We start from the raw sequence: 24,243 nt of genomic DNA on the forward strand, positions 1-24,243 counted from the left end.
AAACTTAGCCTTACCTGTCCTGACGGGCGAGCGCCTCCCGGCCCAATCCCCACGCCGTGGCGACCTGCGCCAGGCACACCAGCAGCCCCGCCGGCACACCCTCGGCGAAACCGCGCCGCAGCAGGCCCGCGTAGAACGAGGGCGGCTCGGGGCGGCGGAGCGTGCCGTGGTCGGCGCGGAAGCGGTACGCGCCGCGCCCGTACCGCACCTGCTGGCGCCAGAACGTCCGCGCGCCGAGCTCCTGGTGGTGGCGCACCACCGCGGCCGGTTCGAAGACGAGGCTGCGCGCCGAGCCGACCAGCCGGGCGCACCAGTCGCGGTCCTCACCCGCGGCGAGCGGGTAGCGCTCGTCGAACGGGAGGGCGGCGAGCACGTCGGCGCGGCAGGCCAGGTTGCTCGTCGGCGCGAACCGCATCCGGCCCGCGGCGTCGATCGACGCCTCGGCGAGGTGGCTGGCGATGGTCTGCGCAGCCGCGGCGAAGGGGTTGTCCGGGCGGGCGTTGCGGGTGGGCCCGGCCGCGGCCTGGACCTCGTCGTCCTCCAGACGGGCGGCGAGGCGGGCCGCCCACTCCGGCACCGGCTCGCAGTCGTCGTCGGTGAGGCAGACGATCGCCCCCTCCGCGGCGCGGGCGCCGAGGTTGCGAGCCGCCGCCGGCCCGCGGCCCTCGCCGCGCAGCAGCCGGGCCCGCGGCGCGTCCGCCACGACCGCGGCGACGGCACGGGCGTCGCGGGAGGCGTCGTCCACCACGACGATCTCCATCTCGGCGGCGGTCTGGGCCTCCAGAGCCGCGAGGCAGACGGCGAGCCGATCGGGCCGGTCGCGGGTCGGCACGACCACGCTCAGCCCGGTCATCCCAGCACCAGCACGGCCGCGACCGCAGCGGCGGTGCCCAGGGCGAGCCGGGCCCCGACCGCGCGGGGGAGGAGCAGCAACGACACCAGTGCGGTGACGGCCGTGCCCACCAGCGCGGCGGTCGTCGCGCCCGCCGCACCCGCGCCGGGCACGAGGGCGAGGCACGCCGCGACGAACGCCGCGGCACCGGCGAGCCCCGCGTACAGGACGGCGTCCGGGCGCATGCGCAGAGCGCTCGCCTGCACCAGCAGCGCGTTGACCGGGGCGAGGACGACCATCGCGATCGCCGGCACGAACGTGGCCGCCGCGGCGGCGTACGCCTCGCCGAACACGACCGGCACGACCGCGTCGACGACCAGCGCCGCACCGACCGCGCCCAGCGCGACCGGGGCGAGCAGGATCCCGGCCAGCCTGCGCAGCGCGGGCTCCCCGTCCGCCCGCGCGGTGAGCGCCGGGAGGGCCACCGTGAACAGCTGCGCCACCGCGTAGGTGGCGGCCAGCGCGATCCCGATCGGCAGTGCGGCGAACCCGGTCTGCACGGCCGAGCCGGTGAGCAACACGACGGCGAGCACCCCACCGCGGTGCACGAACTGCGTGGCCGCCCCGCCCGCGGCCTGCAGGAGCCCGAAGCGCAGGGCGCCGTCGGGCAGGGGCACGCGGCGTCCGGCGCCCGCCCGCAGCGGCCCGGACGCGGCCACCGCGACCGCCGCCCCCGCCACCGCCGACGCCAGGATCGCGAGCGCCGCCCCGGCGAGGCCGAGGTCGTCGTGCAGCACGAGGACCACCAGCACCAGCACGGCGTTCTGCACGGGGTAGCGCAGGCACCAGCCGGCCGCGCGCCCCAGCCCGAGGTCGGCCTGCAGCACCAGCGTCACCGCCACGTTCAGGCCGAGCGCGACCAGCACGCACACCACCACGAGCGGCGGGAACACGGCGGGGACGAGGACCGCGAGCGCGGCACCCGCGAGCACCGGCGCCGCGAACAGCGCGGCGCGGTTGCGGGCCAGCCGCAGCGTCAACGCCACGGCCAGCGCGGCGCGGTCCGCCGGCGAGGCGGCCGGCACGAACCGGGACAGCGTCGTCGAGCCGCCGAGCGTCATGGCGAGCGAGCCGAGCGTCACGACCGTCAGCGCCACGGAGAACCGGCCGTACTCGGCGGGGCCGAGCACCCGAGGCACCACGGTGGCGAGCAGCGCGAGGGTGGCGGCCTCCGCCACCTTCCCGACCGCCCCGACCAGCACCGGGCGGCGCACGCTCGGCGCGGGCGCGCTCGAACCCGACGTCACGAAGGGGACCCTAAGGCATCCCCGGCTGTGGCCCGTGCCCTTAGGCCAGCAAGGTGGCTTTACTGGCATATTGCGCCGGCAAAGCCACCTTGCTGGCATCTCGGGAGGCCGTCGCTCAGCGGACCGCGACCGATCCGCCCGCGACGGTGCGGGTCGTCACCTCGAGCGCGTAGGCCGAGCGGGCGAGCGGCGAGCCGAAGACGTACACCTGCAGGTAGGGGTCGGCCGGGGCGACGGTGGCCAGCTGCAGCACCGACTGCGTGCGCGGCACCTGGGCGAACACGCCACCGCGCGCGCCTTGCCAGGCGAGGTCGGAGAGCCCGCCGAGGGGCTGGGCGGCGCGCAGCACGCCGACGGCGGGCGGCTCGGTGATCCCGTGGACCACGGCGGAGGGGCGCAGGCAGGGGAAGCCGAACGCCACCTGCCAGGAGAGGGCGACCGGTGTCTGCCGCGGCGCGAGCTCGCTCACCGGCACCGGGCGGGCCACGGCGGGTGCGCTGAACGCGAGCCACCCGTGGGTGCCGGCGAGCGCGTCGGTGGCCTCGAGGCGGACGGCGTCGGCCCCCGCGGGCGGGGCGAGGGTGAACGTGCGCCACGACGGCGAGGCGGCGGCGTCGGTGAGGGGCTGCACGCCGACGGTCGCCAATCCTCGCCGGTAGACCGCGGTGAGCGCGTTGCCGCGGTCGAAGGTGCCCGCCGCGATCACCGTGACGTGCGCGTCCCCGCCGGGCAGCGCGTACCAGCCCGTGGCCGTGCTGCCGGTCGGCGCGTCGGCGGCGGCCCCGTCGTGGCTGCCCCAGACCTGGCGGGCCAACGACCCCTGGGGCGCATTGCCCGCGTAGTACCCGCCGTCCGCCACGAAGATCCCGCTCGGCCCGGCGGGCTCCACCACCGGCAGCGGGCGGGCGGTGAACGGGTCGAGTACGTGCAGCGTGTCGCCCACCCCGCACTGCGAGCCGGCCCACGACCGGGCCCACACCGAGTCGCGCGGGGTGCCCGCGGCCGCGGCGCCCGTGAACGTGGCCAGCAGGTGCACGGTCGAGGCCGCCAGCGACAGCGCGAGCACGGCGGGCGCGGCGCGCAGCAGCGCCTCCCACGCCCCGGTGCGGCGCACGAGGACGAGTGCGCCCACTGCGACGGCCATGGCCCAGAGCGCCGGGTCGTCGAGGGCGATCCCGCCGGGTGCGGGTGGCCGGTACGCCGACGGCATCCCGTCGAGCCAGGCGTAGGGCCACGAGTTCGGCCCGCGCCAGGCCAGCGCGGCGGCGACCACGACCGAGGCTGCCACCGCGACCACCACCGGCGGCGGGACGCGCCGCCCGAGCGCGGCGCGCGCCAGCGGCACGCCGAGCACGAGCACCCCCGCGAGGAACACCGGCCCGACGCCCGCGAGCGAGCCGAAGTGGTGGGTCCACTTCGACGGGGTGAACGCGAGCGCCGCGAACCCCAGCGCCGTGGCGCCGGCCGCCATGAGCAGCGGCTGCAGCACCGTCCCCCGGCGTGCGCGGGCGACGAGGGCGAGCGCGACGAACCAGCAGACCGCGACGAGGCAGGCCAGCACCGCGGCCCGCTTCGCGTAGGACCCCATCGGGATCTGGTCGAGCAGGAACGCGTAGCGCTCCAGCTCCTCGGCCCACCCGTCCTGCGGGAAGATCGACTCCGTCACGAGCTGGCCGCGCAGGAAGTCGCGCAGCGCCCCGTCGGCGAACCCGAGCAGCAGCGCGGTGGCACCGCCGGAGCCGACGGCGAGCGCGCGCAACGCGGTGGCCGCGCGGTCGCCCGGCACCCGGACGCGACGGGCGAGCAGCGGCAGCCCCGCCACCAGCGGCGCGAGCGCGACCGTCCCGCTCGGGTGCGCGACGAGCCCGACCCCGGCGACGGCGCAGGCCGCCCACGCCGTCCAGAGCCGCTCGCCGAGCACCAGGTGCAGCGCGGCCGCGGCGCACAGCGCGACCACCGCCTCCGGCCGCACCCCCATGTCGTACGGCAGCCACCATGCGAGGAAGGCGACGGCGAGCGCCCCGCGCGCCACCGCGTCCCGCCTGCGCGACCCGGGCGCGGCGGCGAGCACCACCGCGAGGACGCGCCGCAGGACCACCCAGGTCAGCAGGCCCGCGACGAGCGCGGGCACCCGCTGGACCACCGGCGTGAGTCCCGCGAACTGCTGCCACCACGACAGCCCCCGGTACACCCACGTGAACGGGGTGAAGCTCTGGTCGTAGAGCTGGTAGTAGCCGCCGACCTCGCCGGAGAGCGCCGCGTTGCGGGCCTGGGTGGCGAACCAGCCGTCGTCGTCGGTGGCGGGGGCGACCACGAGCCACAGCCCGAGCGCACCCGGCACCACCACGTCGACCACCCGCGGGACGGCGAACCGCGGCCGCCGCGGCGGCCCCCGGTCGGCGAGCACGAGCAGCGCGGCCGTGACCGGCAGGACCACGAGGACCGCGACGATCAGCGCGACCTTGACCGGTGCCGGCCGGCTCGCCGACTCGTCGTCCAGGCGAAGTGTGACCGCGAGCGGCGCGTCCACCCCGGCGGGCAGGCGCGTGAGGTCCGTGCCGAGGACGGCGACCTCGGGGAGCTGCTCCGCCTGGTCCGTGGCCAGCTGCACGCCGTCGCGGAGGACGAGCAGCTGGGCGTCGCCTGGCCCGGCGAACCGGCTGCGGTCCACCGGGGCGCCCTCGACGGGCACGCCCGGGTCGAACCGGGTGGCCGGGCTCGGCGGCGCGGCGACGTGGACCGGGCGCCCCGAACCGCTGCCGGTGATCCGGTACTCGCACGGCCCGGCCGGCACGGCCTCGTCCAGGACGAGTCTCCCCTGCGCCGTGATCGCGAGCCTGCCGTCGGCGGCGGTCACGAGCAGCCCCGCCGAGGCGTCGGGCGACCCCGGCGGGAGGGTCGAGAGCACCACCCCACCGGCCCGCGCGACGTCGCAGCCGAAGCGCACGTCGAGATCCAGCGGCCGGTGCGCCGTGGGCGTGAGCAGCGTCGACCGGGGCGCCGCCCGGTCGAGCGGCCAGCGCACCGTCGGCACGTCCAACTCGACCGGGGCGAACAGCAGCAGCACACCGCACACCAGGCCGACCAACCCCGTGAACCCCGCCCACCGGCCCGGCGACCACCGCCCGCGGATGTCGACGCCTGTGGCCACGGTCCCCTCGGGTCTGCGCGTGCCGCGTCAAGCGGGTGGGACGGACGTGCGGAGTGCGCGAGGCGCGATCATAGACGCCGGTCGGCCGGCGACGAGCGGTAACAACCTCGGTCCCTCGCCCGAGCAGTTGATCGCGTCGGGAGCCGATCAAGCCGAGGAGACACGCCGATGTCCGACATGCTCACCCCTGAGGAGCAGGCGGTCGCCGACGCCGCGGTGGCCCGCCTGCGAGCCGAGCGGGACATCGCGAAGGCCGAGGCGCGCGGCCGCGCCGCCGGCGATCCGCAGGGGATCGCGCGCCGGTTCAGCTTCGACGCCCCGCCGCCTGCGCGCGGGAAGACGGTGCGACGCAGGCTTCCGTGGGTAGTCGTCGGTGCCGTCGTCGCGCTGCTCGTCGTCATCGGCCTCGTGAACGGCCGCCAGGATCCGGCCGCGCCGTCGGCGGCTCCGGCCCCGGCCGCGATCCCCTCGGCCGCACCCGTTGCGCCGACCCTGCCCGCGGAGGAGCCGCCGGCAGAGGTCGGTCAGGTCGTCAGCAACGGCGGGATCACCCTCACGGTGACCGGGGCACGCGTCGTCGAGTCGGTCGAGATGAACGAGTCCGGCTTCCGTCCGGGCTCGGGCTACGAGACCTACACGGCGACCCAGCCGCAGCAGGGCGCGAAGTTCGTGATGATCCAGACCCGGATCGTCAACAGCGGGAAGAGCAGCATCGACCTGACGTGCAGCCGGCCGGTCGACACGAAGTTGATCGACGCTCTCGACCGCGAGTTCGACCCGATCGACGACCTGTACAAGATCAAGGGCAACCCCGAGTGCAATTACCACCTCCAGCCCGGGTTCGAGGCCGAGATGACCTACGTCCACCTCGTGCCCGAGACGGCCACGATCGCCGCATGGAGCTTCGAGGACATCGCCGAGCCCGCGGACACGAGCCACCCCACGTTGGTGCGCGTCGAGGTGTGAACGACGAACGGCGAAGCATCGCTCGCTCCCCGATCGGCGCTGGAGAACCTGATCACCGGCCCGACCGCCGTGTCAGCGAGTGGGTCTGGACGATGATGGGCCCATGACCTACGTCGCCGACCCCACGCGGTACGACTCCGACGGTTCCGGCCGTCCGGCCTTCCGCCGCTGCGGACGCAGTGGCCTCGACCTGCCGGCGATCTCGCTGGGGTTGTGGCACAACTTCGGCGACGACAAGCCGATCGAGACGCAGCGGGCGGTGCTGCGTCGTGCGTTCGACTCGGGTGTCACGCACTTCGACCTCGCCAACAACTACGGGCCGCCGTACGGCAGCGCCGAGAAGAACTTCGGCACGATCTTCGCCCAGGACTTCCGTCCCTACCGCGACGAGCTGATCCTCTCGACGAAGGCCGGCTACGACATGTGGCCGGGCCCGTACGGCCAGGGTGGTGGCTCGCGGAAGTACCTGCTCGCGAGCCTCGACCAGTCGCTCGCCCGGATGGGCGTCGACTACGTCGACATCTTCTACAGCCACCGCTTCGACCCGAGCACGCCGCTCGAGGAGACGATGGGCGCGCTCGACGCGGCCGTCCGCTCCGGTAAGGCGCTCTACGTCGGCATCTCGTCCTACAGCGGTGAGCGCACCCGGGAGGCCGCTGCGATCCTGCGCGAGCTGGGCACGCCGCTGCTGATCCACCAGCCGTCCTACTCGATGCTGAACCGCTGGATCGAGGAGGACCTGCTCGACGCCCTCGAGGAGACCGGCGCGGGCTGCATCGCCTTCTCGCCGCTCGCGCAGGGAATGCTCACCAGCAAGTACCTGGACGGTGTGCCCGAGGGTTCCCGCGCGTCGCAGGGCAAGTCCCTCTCGCCCGACCTGCTCACCGACGAGGCGCTCGGCCACGTCCGTGCGCTGAACGAGATCGCGCGCTCCCGCGGTCAGTCGCTCGCCCAGATGGCCATCGCCTGGACGTTGCGCGACCCGCGGGTCACCTCGGCGCTGATCGGCGCCAGCAGCGTGGCGCAGCTCGACGACAGCCTCGGAGCGCTCGCCAACCTCCAGTTCAGCACCGACGAGCTCGCGGAGATCGACCAGCACGCGGTGGACGCCGGGATCAACCTGTGGGCGGGTTCCGCGGAACGCTGACGGGGCCCACGCCTTTCGCAACGCGGAAGTGCTCGGGACACAGAGGTGCCCGGGGCACGAGGGTGTGCGGGTGGTGGATGCCGGACGTCCCGTCGGGCCTGGCGACACCTCACAGGTGCGCGTTCGTCGAGGAGGACGGATGACGGTCAGCGAAGGTGATCTGCAAGCCGTCGACGTGGCCACCCGGCTGTACGTCGACGGGGTCGAGGCGGACGGCGAGGCCGGCGCGCTCGATGTCGCCGACCCCGCCCGCGCGGGGGTGCGTGTCGGCGCTGCCGCGGCGGCGTCCCGCGCGCAGGCCCTCGGCGCGGTTGCCGCGGCGAGGAGCGCCTTCCCCGCGTGGTCGGCGCTCGGTGCGCAGGAGCGGGCGGCCCGGATCGACGCGGCCGTGGCGGCGCTCGCCCCGTTCGCCGACGAGCACGCCGGGATTCTGGCGCGCGAGACCGGCAAGATCCTCGGCGAGGCGCACGGCGACGTGTTCGTCTTCTCCCACCGCTGCGGCCTCGCGACGGCGATGGCCGACCAGGTCGACGACGAGGTGGTCCTGCCCGGGCCGCCCACCGAGACCGTGGTCCGGTACGCGCCCCTCGGCGTGGTCACGATCATCATCCCGTTCAACTGGCCGCTCGCGATCCTCGGCGCCTCGCTGCCCTACGCGCTCGTCGCCGGCAACACCGTCGTCGTCAAGCCACCACCGACCGCGCCCCTGGCGACCACCCGGCTCGTGCAGCGGATGGCCGAGCAACTGCCGCCGGGCGTGCTCAACGTCGTCACCGGTGCCGACGCCGAGATCGGTGAGGCGCTCGTGGCCAATACCGACGTCGCCAAGGTCTGTTTCACGGGCAGCCCCCGCGGCGGGAACACGATCATGGCGATGGCGTCGCGGACGCTCACCCGCGTGGCGCTCGAGCTGGGAGGGAACGATCCGGCGCTGATCCTCGCCGACGCGGTGCTGGACGACGCGGCCCTGGACGGGCTCTTCCACGGGATCTTCGACACGACCGGCCAGATATGCATGGCCGCGAAGCGCGTCTACGTGCACCGCTCGCGCTACCAGGAGGTGGTGGACGGTCTGTCCGCCCGCCTGGAGCGCACCGTCCTGGGAGACGGGCACGCGCCGGACACCACGATGGGGCCGCTGCACGCGGCCACGCAGAAGGAGTTCGTCGAGGAGATCGTGGCGGAGGCCCGCGCGGCCGGGGCGGACGTGCGGGAGTTCGGTGCGCTCCCGGCCGGCCCGGAGTTCGGAGGCGGCAACTTCGTGCGCCCGTCGCTGGTGCTCGATCCGGATCCGGCCCTGCGGGTGGTGACCGAGGAGCAGTTCGGTCCGACGATCCCGGTGATCCCGTTCGACGACGAGGACGACGCCGTCGCCGCGGCCAACGACACCTGGGCCGGGCTCTGCGCGTCCGTCTGGACCGCGGACCGGGCGAAGGCGGCGGAGATCGGCGCGCGCCTGCACGCGGGCTACGTGTTCGTCAACTGCCACAGCGCCGCCGTGCTCGACCAGCGCGCCCCGTTCGGCGGGGTGAAGGGCTCGGGGATGGGGCGGGAGATGGGCATCGAGGGTCTGCGGGAATTCATGGACACGCACAGCATCGCCTTGCCCAGCTGAAGACCCGCACCGGCCCGCGGCGCGCTCCCGCTCCGACCTGCGTGCCCCCGGCAGGATTCGAACCTGCGACACCCGCTTCAGGGGTGTTGACCTCCGTCTACATTCGAGGCTCCACCTGCAGATGCCGGCTTCACTTCGGTCGAGGTGGTCACCGGGCTCCCGTCCGGTCCCAAACGCACTCCGGCGCGGGCACGCCGGCTGCAGCCCGCTCCCGGGTCGACGCTCGGTCCAGCCTCGTGAGCTGCGAGTCAGCGTCGACGATGGGAGCGCCCTCTGCCTCCCTCTGCGTCCCTCTGGACAGACTCGCGGCCCTTCTTCGTGGCCGACTGTGTCTCGTAGGCCTCGCCCAGCGCGGCGGTGTTGGAGTCGAGCCAGTTCCCGTTGGTGACATAGGCGATGACGCCGCGGTCCTTGATGGCCAGGCTGGCTCACTTGATTGCTCGAATGTAGGAGTCGTCGGCGTAGATGGTTTCGATATTGACCGCGGCGATGTAATATGTCAACAGCATGATCTCGTTGGCGTGTAATTCCTCGCGGTACTTGCGGACCAGGTCATCGGGGTGGATGAAACCGGCCTGCAGGAGGCGAGTGATGACGGTGCCCGTACCAGTGAACCCGTCGATGATGTGCACACCTTCGTCAGTGAGCCCATGACCGAAGTGCTGGCGCAGGATGTCCTCAGCTGAGCGCAGGATGAAGTCGACGATCTCCACTGGAGTGGAGACGTTGCCCAGCGCGTCGGCCTGTTTCGCGAAGCCGATCGTGAAGAACCTGTCGTACAGGTCGGCGACCACCTGCTGTTTGCTCTCAAGCGTGGTCACCTCCGCCGCGCGGACCCGCACGGAGGCGTAGAAGCGTTCCAGGTTTGCGGTCTCCGCGCCGAGGCCGGCGTCGCCGAGCCGGTCAATCATCGTCTCCATCACCTGGGAGACGGGGTTGCTGGCGGCGAACTCGTGGCCGGTGAACAGGGCGTCGAACACCGGTTTGGTGATCAGGTGCTGGGCCAGCATGCTGACCGCGTCGGCGGCGGTGATGGAGCCGTTGAGGTTGTCCCGCAGGCCCTGCAGAAACTGCTCGAACGCGGCCGTCACGGCGGTGTCGGCGCCCAGGAGAGCGATGATGCGGGTGATCAGGGCGTTGGCGATGTCGGCGACGTCGCGGGCCCAGTCCTCCCAGTAGGTGCGGGTGCCGACCTTGTCGACGATCCGCGCGAAGATCGCCTCCTGCCACTCCGATAGGGAGAATAGCGCCATCTGGGTGGCGAGCTGCCCGGTCGCGGGCTCACCGGCGTCGCCGGGTTCCTCGGTGGTGGTGTCGGTGTCGGCGAGGGTCTCGGTAGCGTCGGCGCGCGGGTCGCCGATGTGCCCGCCGAGAAGCCGGTCGGTGCCCTGTCCCTTCTCGGCGCTGGGTTCGGCGACGTTGAGCGCGATGGAGTTGACCATGGTGTTGAAGCGGTCGTCGTGCGCGCGCAGCGCGTTCAGGACCTGCCAGACGACCTTGAAGCGGCGGTTGTCCGAGAGGGCCTGCGATGTCCCAGCTGAGGCTCACGGTCAAGGGCAGCCCGAGGCACCCGAGGTGCGGCGGACGTCGTGACACGTGTCGTGACACGAACCGTGGTCGACCGATGTGTCACGGGTGGTCACAGTGGGTCGCCGCGATGCCGCAGCGGCTGGTAGTGGTCCTGGTCGACGTCGTCGGCCAGCTTTGCAGGGTAGTCCTCAGCTCTCCGTCGGCGTCCGGCGTATACGGGCGCGTTCGCGACTGCGCTCTCCGCCGGGCAGCTCCTCCAATCGGAGGGCCATTCTGCGGCTATGACGTCTCACTGCTCGGTTCCGCGCCCGATGCGGCAAGGGCGGCGATCCCGCGGCGCGTGCTCGATGTGGCGGGTGGTCGGGGCCGAGGACCCGCTGCCGGTCGTGCAGCTGACTGCCGTGAGTCTCTCCTGAGGCGAGGGCCCCTGATCCTGCACATCAGCGTCCCCGGCACCCCACCAACGGTGCCGTTCTCGCGGGCGAACACGAGTCGGTCGTCCTCGTAGGCAGAGCCCCACTGCGCGCGCTCGACGGCTTGCACCTCGGCCTGCCGCTCCAGCGCGCGCACCACCCGGGGCGACAGTCCGACGCCGGCCGACCTGCCGGACGCAGTGAAGACCAGCTGCCCGGCCACGCTCGACAACGTGCCGCGCTCCGGGTCGATGTGCAGCGTGCGCGCCGTGATGTCGATGTCCTCCCAACGCAACGCGAGTAGCTCGCCACGGCGCAGGCCGGTGCCAATGAGCACCTCGAACAGCCCGCCGAGCCGGTCGTCGGCCACGTGGCCGAGGAAGGCCACGGCCTGCGCCGCGGTCCAGACGGCGGGCTCGGTCCGCACCGGATGGCGACGGTGACGCGCTCATGTCTTCGGCCTCTCCCGTGTCGATCCGGTCGCGGTTCTCCCGGATCCCAGAGTGGCAAGGCCCGGCAGCTTGCGTTCATCTCATCTCACCGGGGCGGGCGCGTCAGGATGATCATACCGGGCATCGCACCGCCACCCACTGAGCCCAGCGCTTAATCCTCCAGGTAAACACCGATGTGCTCGATGACGATGCGGTCGACCGCGTCGCTGTCGGCGGAGCGCAGGGCGTCGAGCAGTGCTCGGTGCTGCTCGGGGATCTCGTTGGGGTTCGCGTGCCGAGGGGCGTCCCGGACGAAGTACGCCCTGACCCTGGGCAGGATCGTCCGCCAGATTTGCAGGCTCTGCACGTGCCCGCTGGCGGCAATCACCGCTTCGTGGAACGCGACGTCGAGATCGGCCAGTCGTTCTGCTGACCGCTCGACGTCACGGGCAACCCGTTCCATCTCGTCGACGATCCGTTCGAGCTCCTGGACCAGGTCGTCGCGGTCAATGAGCGCCACGACCTCTCGGAAGGCGAACCGCTCGATGGCCACCCGGATCGGCACGAGCACCTCGCGCACCTCACGTTGGGAGATCCCGGCGACCTCCGCGCCCCGGTAGAGGTGGGACACGACCAGTCCCTCCTGCTCCAGGACCTTGATCGCCTCCCGGACCGGGCCGCGACTGACTCCCGAACGAGCGGAGATGTCCCGTTCGACGAGCCGCTCGCCCGGCTTTAGCTCGCCCGAGGCGATCGCCTGGCGCAGCCAGGCCAAGATCCAGTCCCGGCGAGACACGGGCAGCGCCGCCGGCGGTGCTGATCTGGGCAACGGTTCTCCTGTTCCAGCGGTCGCAGGGCGCGGCCGCCTCGATGGTAGACGATGACCTGCAGGTTGCAGATGGTTGACCATCTGCCATTTGGGCCGTACGTTCGTGCCTCGCTGGACACCGGATCGAAGGAGGCCGCCAGTGAGATCAAGCTCCGTCTCCGCGCCGTCCGAAGCGACCACCGCCGGTGTTCCTCGGAAGGCCACAGCGGCGGCCGCACTCGGCACCGTGCTGGAGTGGTACGACTTCGCTGTCTACGCAGCGCTCGCCACGGTGATCGGCCGCCTGTTCTTCCCGTCGGACGATCCGACGGTGTCGTTGCTGGTCACGCTCGCGTCGTACGCCGTCGGGTTCGTCTGCCGACCGCTCGGGGCGATCTGGCTCGGTCGGCTCGGCGACCGCGCGGGCCGGCGCAGCATGCTCGCGATCACGATGGTCATCGTCGGAGTGTCGAGCCTGCTCATCGGGCTGCTGCCGACCTACGCCAGCGTCGGGGTCCTCGCCCCGATCCTGCTCGTCGCGCTGCGGATGGTGCAGGGACTCGCGGTCGGCGCTGAGTGGACCGGCGGGGCGACCTACCTCATCGAGCACGCGCGGACCGGCCGCCGGGGCCTGTTCGCGAGCATCGTGCAGGCCTCCACGGTCCTGGGTTTCCTGCTCGGCACGGGCGTGGCCACCGTCATCGTCCGGCTGGTCCCGCAGGACGCGGTCGACTCCTGGGCGTGGCGGGTACCGTTCGTCGTCGGCGGCCTGGTCGCCGCGATCGGACTCTTCGTGCGACTCAAGCTGGATGAGTCACCGGCCTACGCCGAGCTCCGCAACGCTGGGCCTGCCGCACCCGGCCCGACGGAGTCCGCGGAGCGGCAGGGCACCCGTCGCAACTGGTTGCTCCTGCTCGGGATCGTCTTCGGCATCACGGTCCACGGCTACACGGCTACCAGCTTCCCCGCGTTCCTCGCCGGAACCACTGATCTCCCCCTGGCCGACGCCCTCACCACCAACGTCGTGGCCCTCTGCATCCAGGTACCGCTCATCGTCGCGGCCGGCGCGCTGTCCGACCGGGTCGGGCGCAAGCCGATGATGGTCGGAGGGCTGTCCCTGCTCGCCCTGGCGACCTATCCGATCTTCCTGCTGGTGTCCGGCGGCACCGTGCTCGGAGCGCTGCTGGGACAGATCGTCTTCGTCACGCTGTTCGCCGCCGTGTCCGGGCCGATGGCGGCGATGTTCGTCGAGATGTTCCCGACCCGGGTCAGGAGTACCGCGTTCTCCAGCTCCTACAACATCGGCGTCGCGGTGTTCGGCGGCACGGCGCCGTTCGTGAACACCCTCCTCGCCACCCGGACGGGGATCGACGTGGCGCCGGCCTTCTACCTGATCTTCGGCGCCGCCGTCTCGCTGCTGCTTCTGGTCCGGATCACCGACCGGCACGCGGAGGAGCTCCGGTGACCGGGCGTCCGACCGGGAACGACCTGCGATCGCCGGGAGTGCGCCCGTGCTCGACGTCCTGATCCGGAACGGGACCGTCATCGACGGGACCGGCGCCCGGCCGCTGCGGGCGGACGTCGCCGTCGCGGACGGGAAGGTCGTCGCCGTACGACCGGAGATCGAGACCCGCGCGGCGCGGACCATCGATGCGACCGGGCTGACCGTCACGCCGGGGTTCATCGATCCGCACAGCCATTCCGACTGGTCGATCCTCGGCAACCGGGACGCGCAGAGCACGATCCGGCAGGGAGTGACCACCGAGGTCGTCGGGAACTGCGGGGTCACCTACGCCCCGCTCACCGACGGCAACGCACGGGAGGCCGGCGCCGCACTGGCCGCCTTCGGCTACGAGGGTGAGGTCGACTGGCGCTCGTTCGGTGAGCTCCTGCAACGGGTGCACGGCGGGGGCACCGCGCAGAACCTCGCCTGGTTCGTCGGGCACACCGCGCTGCGCGACGCCGCCGGGATCCACGGGGACCGGGTCACCGACGACGAGGCCACACGCGTCGACCGCCTGCTCGACGAGGCGCTGGACGCCGGGGCCATCGGACTCTCGACCGGACTCGAGTACGGCTCGGGCCGCGACGCCACGACTGCGGAACTCACCCGCACGGCCGCGCGGGTCGCCCGGCACGGTGGGCTCTATGCCAGCCACATCCGCAACCGCGACGCGCATCTCGGTGCCGCCGTGGACGAGTTCTTCGACGTTGCCCGGCGCACTGGGCTCCGTGCCCAGCTGTCCCACCTGAACGTCCGCTACGACACGGGTGCGGCTCCAGACGCCTGGGCCCGCGCGGTGGAGCGCCTCGACGCCGAGCGGGAGGCGGGGCTCGACGTGCTGGCCGACATCACTCCGTACCCGGACGGCATCGGTCTCGCCATCGGCCTGCTGCCCGCCTGGCTGGTCGCCGACGGGCCGGTCCGGGCGGCGCAGCGGCTAGCCGACCCGGAGGTGCGTCAACAGCTGCGCGGGGACTGCGACCGGTACTGGCGGTTCCTGCACCGGGGACAGTGGGACCGGGTCACCCTCGCGGTCAGCCCGGCCACGCCGGAGCTGGAGGGGCTCGGCTTCCCCGAGATCGCCGAGCGCCTGGGCCGCGACCCGTGGGACTGCCTGTTCGACGTCCTGCAGGCCGCGGGGGCGGACATGCCCGCCGTGCAGCTCATGGGGCGGCTGTTCACCCCGGAGCACGTCGCGGACGCCGTGGAGCACCGGCTGTTCTGCCTCGGCGTTGACGGCTTCACGAGCCGGACCGACGGGGTGCTCGCCGCCCGCACCCGCCATCCGCTGTTCTTCACCGGTCACACCCACTACCTGACCCACCACGTGCTGCAACGCGGAACCCTCACGCTGGCCGAGGCCGTGCGCAAGATGACCTCGATGGTCGCCGACCACTTCGGACTGGCAGACCGGGGGCGCCTCGTCCCCGGCTGCCACGCCGACGTCGCCGTGCTGGACGTCGCGGTCCTCGCCGAGCAGGACACCTCCACCTACCGGCAGGGGACGTACGCGGCCGGGGTGCCGCATGTCCTGGTGAACGGAGTCCAGGTCGTCGACCGGGGGGTGCACCTCGGTGCGCGAGCCGGCGTTCACCTCCGTCGCTCCTTCTGAGCGCAATACACCGAAAGGCACTTATGAAGATTCGTGACATCCGAGCCGTCGGTCTCCGCGGGGCGACCCCTGCGGGGGGATGGGAGGAGGAGCTCACCCAGGAAGACGTCGTGCACACGCTCGTGGCGGTGCACACCGACGAGGGGGTGGTCGGCGTCGGGAGCGTCTTCACCAGCGAGGCGCTGGTGCAGGCCGCGCTCGAGGTGCTCTCTCCGCTGCTGGCCGGCGAGGAGGCGACCGAGCCGGAACGGGTCTCCGAGCGCCTGCACCGCTCCACCTTCTGGCTCGGGCGCGGTGGGGCGATCACCCACACGATCAGCGGCGTCGACACCGCGCTGTGGGACATCCTCGGCAAGGTCACCGGTCAACCCGTCGGGAGGCTGCTCGGCGGCCGGTACCGCCAGCGGGTCCGCCCCTACGCCTCCCTCCTGATGGAGGAGCCAGAGGCCCTGGCCGAGCACCTGCGGCGGCTGGCCGACGGCGGATGGACCGCGTTCAAGATCGGCTGGGGGCCGTTCGGGCGGGTGAGTTCGGCGCTCGACGAGCGGATCGTGGCCGCGGCCCGCGACGCCGTCGGTCCGGATGCGCTCCTGATGGTGGATGCGGGCGGCAGTGACAGCGGGTGGACGAACGGCTACAAGTGGGCGCTGCGCACCGCACGGATGCTCGACGACCACGACGTCGCCTGGTTCGAGGAGCCGCTGAGTCCCGACGCGCTCGCCGACTACGCGGCGCTGCGCCGCGCGGCACCAGTCCCGATAGCCGGTGGTGAGGTTCTAACCCGGCGGCAGAGCTTCCATCCGTGGATCGAGGCCGGCTGCTTCGACATCGTCCAGCCCGACGTCACGAAGGTCGGCGGGCTCAGCGAGCAGCGCCGGATCGGGTGGGCCGCGCACGACCACGGCCTGCGGCTCATTCCGCACGGGTGGAACACGGCCATCGGGCTCGCCGCCGACCTGCACCTGGCGTCGGCGCTCCCCGAGACGGACCTCGTCGAGTACGTCACCGGGTCCCCCTACGTCGATGACATCACGACCACGCCCTGGCGACTCGACGCTGACGGGATGCTCGCCGTCCCGGACCGGCCCGGCCTCGGCGTCGATCTCGACCCCGAGTCGCTCGGCCGCTACGCCGACGCGTCCGCGCTGCTCCGACCGTGACGGGGCGGCCCACCAGGCGAACCGGCCGGTGAGCTGAGCCTCCGCGCCGGACTTCCGCGACACCCACGTCCCAATACGTCGGTGCCAGGCCCTGTCACGCCCCGACCACCCACCGGACCGAGTCCACGACAACGAGGGAACGACGATGACGTCGCTGCATCCTGATCGGACAGACCTGGGACCCGCTCGCCCCGCCGTGGGGCTCCCGTGCCCAACGGCTGGAGCGCGGTGATGGCCTCGGGAACAGAACGGCCCGCACCGGCCCCGGCCGCGCACGGTGCTCCTCGCTCCGGTACGCGGCGCGCCGCATGGGCGGGGTTCATCGGAACCGCGCTCGAACAGTACGACTTCGTCATCTACGGCACGGCGTCGGCGCTGGTCTTCTCCACGTTGTTCTTCCCCAACTTCTCGCCCGTTGCCGGTGTGATCGCCAGCTTCGGCGCCTACGCCGTCGGGTTCGCGGCCCGACCGCTGGGTGGGCTGTTCTTCTCCCGGTTCGGCGATCGGCTGGGACGCAAATGGGTGCTCGTCTGCACCCTCCTGCTGATGGGCATCTCGACGATGGCCATCGGCCTACTGCCCACCTACGAGCAGGTCGGCGTCCTGGCTCCGGTGCTGCTGGTCGCCTGCCGCTTTATGCAGGGCTTCGGGGCCGGCGCCGAGCAGTCCGGCGGGGCCACCCTGCTGACCGAGACCGCGCCCCGGGGGCGTCGGGGCCGGCTGGCCTCGCTCGTCATCGCGGGCGCTGCGGCGGGAACGGCTGCCGGCGCGGGCGTCTGGGCGCTGGTGCAACTCCTCCCGCAGGACCAGGTCCTGATCTGGGGATGGCGCCTCGTGTTCCTCTCCAGCCTCGGAGTCACCGTCGTCGCACTGCTGATCCGCCGGAGGCTCAACGAGAGCCCCGTCTTCCAGGACCTCAAGCGACAGCACATCGAACCTCGCAAACCCGTCGCGGAGATCTTCCGCAACGGCAGGCGACCGCTGCTGCTGGTGATCTTCATGACGCTGGGGGCCGGTGCCCAGTCGTATACCTACCAGGTCTTCATGGCCTCGTATCTGATCACCGCCATGAGTGTCGACCCGGCCTTCGTGCCGCCGCTGCTGCTCGTCGCCGCCGTGTGCGGCGGGGTGGCCACCGTCGGATTCGGCATCCTGTCCGACCGGATCGGGCGCAAGCCCGTCTACTCGGCGATCCTCGGCGCGATGGTCCTGATTCCGGGGCCCTCCTTCATCGCCCTGCACACCGGGTCCCCGGTCGCGATCAGCGTCACGATCATCCTCGGATTCGTGCTTGCCGGGTTCGGCTCGTCCGGGGTCCAGATGAGCTACTACCCGGAGCTGTTCGGGAACCGCTACCGCTACGCCGGGGTTACGCTCGGCCGCGAGTTCGCCGCGGTACTCGGGGGCGGGCTCGCCCCGCTCATCTGCGCCGCCCTGATCGGCGCGTTCGCCGGGTCCTGGGTGCCGGTCGCCGTGTACATGTCCGCGATGGCGGCGATGAGCTTCGTCGCGTCACGGCTGGCTCCCGAGACGAGGGACCGGGACCTAACCACCCCGATCGACGCCACGCGCGCGCAGGTCGACCGGTGACGGCGCCCGCCAGACCCCTGGTCGTGCTGGTTCCGCACCGGGACGGCCCCGAACTGTTGGGGGACGTCCCGGCTGTCGAGCCCGTTCCGTACGAGCCGAACGCCCCACTGCCCGACGCGGCGGCGACAGCACCGGTCCTGATCCCTCCGCTGGCACCGACGGACACTGCGGCGCTCATGAAGGCGATGCCGCGGCTCGAGCTCGTGCAGCTGCTGTCCGCCGGCGCGGAGATCTGGACGGGGAAGGTGCCCCGCGCGGTGCAATTGTCCGACTGTCGAGGCGCACACGGGGCCGCCACCGCCGACTGGGTGCTCGCCGCACTCCTCGCGACATGGCGGAACATCCCGCACTTCATGCGCGACCAGTTGCAGGGCCGCTGGTCGCCCTCCCCGGTGGACGATCTGGACGGGAAGCGGGTGCTGATCCTCGGCGCCGGTGACATCGCGTCGCACGTCGCGCGGCGCCTCGCCGCGTTCGAGGTCACGACGACGATGGTCGGACGGACTCCTCGGCCCGGCGTCCACGGGGTGGAGGAGGTCCACCGGCTGCTCCCGGCGCACGACGCCTGCGTCGTGGTCGTTCCGCTGACGGATGCCACGCGAGGACTCGTCGATGCCGGGTTCCTGTCCGCGATGCCCCGCGGAGCGGTCCTGGTGAATGCCGGCCGCGGTGCGGTGGTGAACACCGGTGCGCTGGTGGCCGAGCTGAGCAGCGGTCGCCTGCGGGCGGCTCTGGACGTCACCGACCCCGAGCCACTCCCGCCAGAGCACCCGCTGTGGCGGGCACCCGGCCTCCTCCTCACCCCGCACATCGGCAGCAACACGCCGGGCGCGCTCGTTCGTGCCTACCGCGTCGCTGCCGAGCAGATCGCCCTGTTCGGAGCCGGACGCCCTCTTACCAATCTCGTTCATGACGGCTATTGAGGCGGTGGGGCCGGAACTCGCCGATCATGGCGCAAGGGCGCCGAGGGCCGGGATGAGCGGCTCCGGACGTCGTCGGAGTGGCGGCCCATGACGCCCTGAGTCCTGCCGAGCTACCGGTCACACCCCTGCCGGCGACCCGGCCGCAGCCTCTTGGGCCCGCCAGTCGAACCCGGTACGCCAGTACTCGAGGTGACCGGTGACCGCGCCTGTCGAGGCATCGCCGGTGTTTGACGCGTCGGTGTCAACGGCGGGGGAAGCGGAGGCCCGACCAGCGCTCCGATGCTCGCCGCGGTGGAGGGGGCGCGGCGACGATCCGTGACTCGCCCTGGGTCCTGTGGAGGCTCCTGACCTTGGAAACGAGGATGGAGTCATGCCGAGAGAGCAGTCGCCGGGCAAGCCGACCACGCGCCGGTACTCCGAGGAGGAGAAGACCGCCGCGGTGAGGATGGTTCGGACATTGCGCGCGGAGTTGGGCAGCGATCATGGCACCGTGAAGCGGGTGGCCGAGCAGCTCGGCTACGGGGTCGAGTCGGTGCGGTTGTGGGTGCGCCAGGCCGACATCGACGACGGGCACGAACCCGGCGTGAGCACCGACGAGGCTGCCCGGGTCCGCGAGCTCGAGCAGGAGGTCCGCGAGCTGCGCCGGGCGAACGAGATTTTGAAGAGGGCCGCGAGTTTCTTCGGGGCGGAGCTCGACCGCCAGCATCGCAGGTAGTGGCGTTCATCGACGCCCACCGCGACGACGTGGTTGAAGGAAAGCCGCTCGGGGTCGAGCCCATCTGCCGGGTCCTGCAGGTGGCCCCGAGCACCTACTACGCCGCGAAGACCCGCCCACCCTCGAAGCGGGCATGCCGCGACGCGGAACTGACCCCGCAGCTGGTCACGTTGTGGAAAGACAACTACCGCGTCTATGGGGCTCGCAAACTCTGGAAGGCCGCCCGCCGGGCCGGCCTGAAGGTGGGCCGTGATCAGGTCGCCCGCCTCATGCGCATGGCTGGGATCGAGGGCGTCCGGAGGACCAAGAAGGTGCGCACCACCCGGCCCGATCCCGTCGCAGCCCGCCACCCCGACCTGGTCGGCCGCCACTTTCAGGCCGAGGCACCGAACCAGCTGTGGGTCACTGACCTGACCTACGTCCCGACCTGGGCGGGGGTGGCTTACGTGTGTTTCATCGTCGACGCCTTCTCCCGGGCGATCGTCGGGTGGCGCGTCGCCGGGCACATGCGCACCAGCATGGTGCTCGACGCCATCGAGATGGCCCGCTGGTCACGCGGCACCACGCTGGCCGGGCTGCGGTGTCACTCGGATGCCGGGTCGCAGTTCACATCGGTGCGCTATGGCGAGCGGCTCGCCGAGATCGGCGCAGTCCCGTCGATCGGCTCGGTCGGCGACTCCTACGACAACGCCCTGGCCGAGACGGTCAACGGCTACTACAAGGCAGAGCTGATCCGCGGACCCGCCCGCCGGCAGCCGTGGAAGACCGTCGAGGACGTCGAACTCGCCACGCTGGGCTGGGTGCACCGGCACAACACCGGGCGCCTGCACGCCTACCTCGACGACCGGCCACCGACCGAGTTCGAGCAGACGTTCTACGCTGCCCAACGGGACGACCGCACTGCGGTCGGAATCCCATAGACCGGGCCTCCATCAGACCCAGGGCGAGTCAGATCGTCGAGGTGGCCAGCGGTCGGCAGACGTGGGGTTTGCAGGCGGGAGAGCAGCTGTGCGGGCCGGCTGTGGCGTGCTCGACGCGTGGCCGCCCGCCGCAGTGCGTCCGGCACCGGCGCAGGATCGCCTGGTGGGCGTCGAGCGTCTCGCCGTCGAGCTTCGCGACGGGCAGATGCCCAAGGAGTGGGGCGGATGTGGATGCGGATCGCCTGCTCGTACCGCTCGAGCGTCGTCTCCTCGACGTCGAGGAGTTCGAGGTAGCGGTCCATGAGCTGGTTGACCGTGGCCTTCGTGCGCGGGTTGCACTGCCTCGTCGACCTGGTTGACGAGGCGCCTGCGGATCTTCTCCGCTTCCGCGTACGCCTTCGGCCCGGCAGGCACGGACTCCGTGAGGTAGTGCCGGCGCCCGTCAGGGCATCGACGCCTGCGTACACGCGGACCCGCAGGGAGCCGCTGGCCCTGGCCTCGATCTCGCCCCGCTGGCGGGTCGGCTTGCGCGCCACGGGAGCGAAGCTAGCGCTCTCGCTCCCCGAATGGCTCCCCGTCGGAGAACCTGATCGGTGGCCCGAGCTGCTGACCTGCGTGCCCCCGGCAGGATTCGAACCTGCGACACCCGCTTTAGGAGAGCGGTGCTCTATCCCCTGAGCTACGAGGGCCTGGCGGCAGCGTACCCGGGGCGCTCCGCCCGCCCGGCGGCAACGTCGACAGGCGGCGTCACTGCGAGCAGGTGGCCGAGCCGGTGGGCGTGGTGACCACGGCCTCGGCCACGTCGTGCAGCCGCCTGCCGTGGCTGCGGGCGTAGTCGCGCAGGGCGCTGAACGCCGTGTCGACGTCGATCTCGTAGCGCTCGGCGATGATGCCCTTGGCCTGCTCGATGGTGACCCTGCTGTTCAGGGCCTGCTGGAGCTGCTCGACCCGGGTGGTGGCCTCGCGTGCGACGCGCTCGTGGACGATACCGACGGCGGCGATGTCGGCCAGCCCCTGGGCGAGCGCGAGCTCGTCGTCGCCGAGTCCGACGGCGTGAGCGGCGAAGACCTCGAGCGCGCCGACGGTCCCGCCGCTGTGCCGCATGGGGAACGCGTAGACCGAGCCGAACCCGGCCTCGAGGGCGGGTGGGGTGAAGCGAGGCCAGCGTGGCCAGGCGGTGTCGAGGTCGAGGCAGCGGACCGGTAGCCCGGTGGTGAGGCACTCGATGCCGGGGCCTTCGTTCACCTGCACCGGGCGCGTGTCCAGCGCAGCCGTCGAGCCGTTGGACGGGCCGGCCAGCAGCGCCCCCGCGGCGTCCGCCCCGAGCAACTGGACGCAGCGGTCGGCGAGCCGGCCGATACGGGCAGCGGGTCGGTCGGCGAGCTCGACGAACGCCTCGGCAATCAGCCGATTCGATACGTCCACCGAGCGGATCTTACGCATGGCAGCGTGCAGCGGAACCCACTTCTACCCTGGTGGCCTATTCATTGTTCGCGATGTGGCGGGAGGCCGGAGCGCGTGGACGTCAGCACCCTCGACGAGGTCGCGCCGCGGGAGCGGTTCACGCGGATCTGCGCGCTCACCGGAGCCGGGATCAGCGTGGCCGCCGGGCTCGGCACGTTCCGCGGCCCGGACGGGCTCTGGACGCTGGCGCCCGAGGTGGAGCGGGCCATGCACGCCCACCTGCTTCCCGGCAACGTCGACGCGCTCTGGGAGGTCTGGGGCGGCATGTGGAACACGGCCGCGGCCGCCGGGCCCACGCCCGCGCACCGCGCGCTCGCGGCCGCCGGGGCAGCGGTGATCACCCAGAACGTCGACGGGCTGCACCAGGCCGCGGGCTCCGTCGACGTCGTGGAGCTGCACGGTTCCGCGGGTCGGGCCCGCTGCCTCGACGACGACTTCTGCGGCTGGACCGGGCCCGCCGACGAGGCGCGGCGCGCCGAGCCGCCGCGGTGCGCGCGCTGCACCGAACCGGCGCGGCCCGCCGTCGTCCTCTTCGGCGAGGTGCTCGACCCGGAGGCGCTCGGCGCGGCGCGCCGGCTCGTGTCGGCGTGCGACCTCTTCCTCGCGGTCGGTACCTCGGGCCGGGTGGCGCCCGCGTCCTGGCTGGCGCCCACGGCCCGCGCGGCCGGCGCGTTCTGTGTGAACGTCGACCTCCACCCGGACGGTCCGGTCGACCCTGCGTTCCACGCCCGCGTGGTGGGCGACGCGCAGGACGTGCTGGCGCAGTGGGCCGCCTCCTGATCACCCCGCGGTCATTCCGGGGTGAGGCCGTGCCGGGCGTCGCCGAGCACCCGCTCGCACACCTCGGCCTCGCTCGCCGCGGAGAACACGTCCTTGTCATCCATGCCGGCACCGTGCCCGCCGGCCGTTGACCCCGTCGAGCGTTGTTGCCGTTCCGGCAACCAGGACCACTCCTGGTAGGGCCCCTCGTGCAAGGCGGCGTAGACGCGGTCGCGTACGGCGTTGGCCCGGGCGTCGGTGAGCGTGCGGTCGAGCGGGCGCAGCACCATCCGCAGCAGCACGTTGTCCTGCCCGGGAACGGTGCCCAGGCGGTCGCGCGCCGGGGCGGGCAGCCGCTCGTGGGGCGTGCGGGCCAGCACCGTGAGGCTCTCGAGCAGGTCGGCGTCGGCGCCGAGGGCGGAGCGGACACGGTCGCCGAGCACCTCGTCGTCGGTGCCGGCCGCGGTGACCACCGAGAGGTCGCGCCGGACGGGCGGCAGCATCGAGACCTGCCGCCACGGCGAGAGGTCCAGCATCTGTTCGGCGATCCGCGGGTCGGTGGCGCGCAGCAGCCGGATGTCCGGCAGGCCCTTGCGCAGCATCACGGCCCGGTCGAGGCCCATGCCGAGGGCGAGGCCGCGCCGGCGGTCCGGGTCCAGCCCCGCCCCGGCCAGCACGTGCGGCGCGGCGAGCCCGCACTCCGCGAGCTCGACCCACTCGTCGTCGATGCGGACGTCCACCTGGCGCCCCTGCTCGGTGTACGGGTGGCGGGCGGGCACGGTGCGCAGGCCGGCCCCTGGCAGAACGGCCTCGCCGACCGTGCCGACCATCTCGTCCAGGTCGACGACGCCCCGGGTGATGCGCCACAGGTCGACCTGGTGGGGTTCGCCCACGTGCGTGCGGTCGATGACGTCGCGCCGGTACACGAGCCCGGGCAGCACGAGCAGGACGTCGTCGGGCGGGTCCGGCTCGGCGGCGAGGGCGCGCAACGCCGGTGGCACGCCGGCGGAGGTGTGGCTGCGCAGCATCACCGTGTCGCCGAGGTAGCGCGAGTAGCGCGAGTCGCGGGTGACCGCCGCGGGCGGGTAGCCGAGGCGGTCGTAGTTGTCCTCGACGGCCACGGCGGGCGACGAGCGCAGCACGCGCACGCTGCAGGCCCAGCGGGCGGCGAGCGCGCCGACCACGGCGTCGAGCACGAGCCCGACGGCGTGCGGGCCCTGCGCGGGGTCGGAGAGGTCGCGCAGCGCGAGCGCCGCGGCGACCTGCTCGGGGGAGAGGGTGGTGGGCACGACGGGTCCTCCCGTTCGGAGGAGGCGCTCGGCCGGCGCCTCCGAGCGTGCCTGCTCGGCACCGACGGGGGCCGGCAGGCGGGGCTCACCCCCCCGGTCGCTCCGGC

Annotated in this window: 18 protein-coding genes, 1 tRNA gene and 1 other annotated feature; of the genes, 10 read left to right on the plus strand and 9 right to left on the minus strand. The window is 72.7% G+C overall.

Annotated features, from left to right (window positions below; genetic code table 11):
• Positions 1 to 10 precede the first annotated feature (10 nt).
• The 3 genes from ACFPL3_RS13035 to ACFPL3_RS13045 all read right to left on the minus strand — a co-directional run bounded on the left by ACFPL3_RS13035 (position 11) and on the right by ACFPL3_RS13045 (position 5,290).
• Positions 11 to 853 carry a glycosyltransferase family 2 protein gene (locus tag ACFPL3_RS13035; RefSeq protein WP_379589009.1) on the minus strand — a complete coding sequence of 281 codons (843 nt, stop codon included), beginning with the start codon at positions 851 to 853 and terminating at the stop codon, positions 11 to 13.
• On the minus strand, positions 850 to 2,139 hold the full coding sequence (locus tag ACFPL3_RS13040) for a hypothetical protein (protein ID WP_343947045.1): 1,290 nt from the start codon (positions 2,137 to 2,139) through the stop codon (positions 850 to 852). Before ACFPL3_RS13040 ends, ACFPL3_RS13035 begins: the two co-directional genes overlap by 4 nt.
• Before the next feature lie 115 nt (positions 2,140 to 2,254).
• Positions 2,255 to 5,290 carry an arabinosyltransferase domain-containing protein gene (locus ACFPL3_RS13045; RefSeq protein ID WP_379589010.1) on the minus strand — a complete coding sequence of 1,012 codons (3,036 nt, stop codon included), beginning with the start codon at positions 5,288 to 5,290 and terminating at the stop codon, positions 2,255 to 2,257.
• 168 nt (positions 5,291 to 5,458) lie between these two features.
• Here ACFPL3_RS13045 and ACFPL3_RS13050 point away from each other — a divergent pair, with 168 nt between their 5' ends.
• The 3 genes from ACFPL3_RS13050 (at position 5,459) to ACFPL3_RS13060 (ending at position 9,018) form a co-directional block, all read left to right on the plus strand.
• Positions 5,459 to 6,256 (plus strand): DUF4352 domain-containing protein, encoded by a 798-nt coding sequence (locus ACFPL3_RS13050; protein WP_343939207.1) that lies wholly within the window; start codon positions 5,459 to 5,461, stop codon positions 6,254 to 6,256.
• A gap of 103 nt (positions 6,257 to 6,359) precedes the next feature.
• The gene (gene mgrA, locus ACFPL3_RS13055) at positions 6,360 to 7,403 is read left to right on the plus strand and encodes an L-glyceraldehyde 3-phosphate reductase (RefSeq protein WP_343939209.1); all 1,044 of its coding nucleotides are present in this window, start codon (positions 6,360 to 6,362) and stop codon (positions 7,401 to 7,403) included.
• 139 nt (positions 7,404 to 7,542) lie between these two features.
• Complete coding sequence (locus ACFPL3_RS13060; protein ID WP_343939211.1) at positions 7,543 to 9,018, plus strand: aldehyde dehydrogenase family protein; 1,476 nt, start codon at positions 7,543 to 7,545, stop codon at positions 9,016 to 9,018.
• Between the two features lie 428 nt (positions 9,019 to 9,446).
• Here ACFPL3_RS13060 and ACFPL3_RS13065 read toward each other — a convergent pair whose 3' ends face one another.
• From ACFPL3_RS13065 to ACFPL3_RS13075, 3 genes are all read right to left on the minus strand, one after another.
• Positions 9,447 to 10,460, minus strand: a complete 1,014-nt coding sequence (locus ACFPL3_RS13065) for a hypothetical protein (protein WP_343939213.1) — start codon at positions 10,458 to 10,460, stop codon at positions 9,447 to 9,449.
• Positions 10,461 to 10,827: 367 nt separating this feature from the next.
• Positions 10,828 to 11,349 carry a tyrosine-type recombinase/integrase gene (locus ACFPL3_RS13070; RefSeq protein ID WP_343939215.1) on the minus strand — a complete coding sequence of 174 codons (522 nt, stop codon included), beginning with the start codon at positions 11,347 to 11,349 and terminating at the stop codon, positions 10,828 to 10,830.
• Between the two features lie 215 nt (positions 11,350 to 11,564).
• Positions 11,565 to 12,167: a GntR family transcriptional regulator gene (locus ACFPL3_RS13075; RefSeq protein ID WP_379589012.1), complete on the minus strand. Its 603-nt coding sequence runs from the start codon at positions 12,165 to 12,167 to the stop codon at positions 11,565 to 11,567.
• Between the two features lie 193 nt (positions 12,168 to 12,360).
• Between ACFPL3_RS13075 and ACFPL3_RS13080 the strand changes: the two genes are divergently transcribed.
• The 6 genes from ACFPL3_RS13080 to ACFPL3_RS13105 all read left to right on the plus strand — a co-directional run bounded on the left by ACFPL3_RS13080 (position 12,361) and on the right by ACFPL3_RS13105 (position 20,624).
• Positions 12,361 to 13,665: an MFS transporter gene (locus ACFPL3_RS13080; RefSeq protein WP_379589013.1), complete on the plus strand. Its 1,305-nt coding sequence runs from the start codon at positions 12,361 to 12,363 to the stop codon at positions 13,663 to 13,665.
• 46 nt (positions 13,666 to 13,711) lie between these two features.
• A complete protein-coding gene (locus ACFPL3_RS13085; RefSeq protein WP_343939221.1) occupies positions 13,712 to 15,316 on the plus strand; it encodes an N-acyl-D-amino-acid deacylase family protein in 1,605 nt (534 codons plus the stop codon).
• 110 nt (positions 15,317 to 15,426) lie between these two features.
• Positions 15,427 to 16,476 (plus strand): mandelate racemase/muconate lactonizing enzyme family protein, encoded by a 1,050-nt coding sequence (locus ACFPL3_RS13090; protein ID WP_343939223.1) that lies wholly within the window; start codon positions 15,427 to 15,429, stop codon positions 16,474 to 16,476.
• A 231-nt stretch (positions 16,477 to 16,707) separates the two neighbouring features.
• Positions 16,708 to 18,066: an MFS transporter gene (locus ACFPL3_RS13095; protein ID WP_343939225.1), complete on the plus strand. Its 1,359-nt coding sequence runs from the start codon at positions 16,708 to 16,710 to the stop codon at positions 18,064 to 18,066.
• Between the two features lie 176 nt (positions 18,067 to 18,242).
• Entirely contained in the window at positions 18,243 to 18,989 is a 747-nt protein-coding gene (locus ACFPL3_RS13100) for an NAD(P)-dependent oxidoreductase (RefSeq protein ID WP_343939227.1), read from the plus strand.
• Between the two features lie 370 nt (positions 18,990 to 19,359).
• A protein-coding gene (locus ACFPL3_RS13105) for an IS3 family transposase (protein ID WP_343939300.1) occupies positions 19,360 to 20,624 on the plus strand; the annotation gives its coding sequence in 2 pieces (ribosomal slippage) (positions 19,360 to 19,663 and positions 19,663 to 20,624; 1,266 coding nt in all).
• Positions 19,659 to 19,793, plus strand: a sequence feature (AL1L pseudoknot). (Overlaps the previous gene by 135 nt.)
• A gap of 616 nt (positions 20,625 to 21,240) precedes the next feature.
• Here ACFPL3_RS13105 and ACFPL3_RS13110 read toward each other — a convergent pair.
• Together ACFPL3_RS13110 and ACFPL3_RS13115 are read right to left on the minus strand one after the other, a co-directional pair.
• Positions 21,241 to 21,313 (minus strand) — tRNA-Arg (locus ACFPL3_RS13110).
• 58 nt (positions 21,314 to 21,371) lie between these two features.
• Positions 21,372 to 22,049: a GAF and ANTAR domain-containing protein gene (locus ACFPL3_RS13115; RefSeq protein WP_343939229.1), complete on the minus strand. Its 678-nt coding sequence runs from the start codon at positions 22,047 to 22,049 to the stop codon at positions 21,372 to 21,374.
• A gap of 93 nt (positions 22,050 to 22,142) precedes the next feature.
• Between ACFPL3_RS13115 and ACFPL3_RS13120 the strand changes: the two genes are divergently transcribed.
• Positions 22,143 to 22,868: an SIR2 family NAD-dependent protein deacylase gene (locus ACFPL3_RS13120; protein ID WP_343939231.1), complete on the plus strand. Its 726-nt coding sequence runs from the start codon at positions 22,143 to 22,145 to the stop codon at positions 22,866 to 22,868.
• A gap of 11 nt (positions 22,869 to 22,879) precedes the next feature.
• Here the strand turns inward: ACFPL3_RS13120 and srmL are convergent, their stop codons facing one another.
• Positions 22,880 to 24,136 (minus strand): PheS-related mystery ligase SrmL, encoded by a 1,257-nt coding sequence (gene srmL / locus ACFPL3_RS13125; protein WP_343939233.1) that lies wholly within the window; start codon positions 24,134 to 24,136, stop codon positions 22,880 to 22,882.
• Positions 24,137 to 24,243 lie beyond the last annotated feature (107 nt).

Source organism: Pseudonocardia zijingensis, assembly GCF_042657305.1.
GTDB classification, from domain to species: Bacteria; Actinomycetota; Actinomycetes; order Mycobacteriales; family Pseudonocardiaceae; genus Pseudonocardia; species Pseudonocardia zijingensis.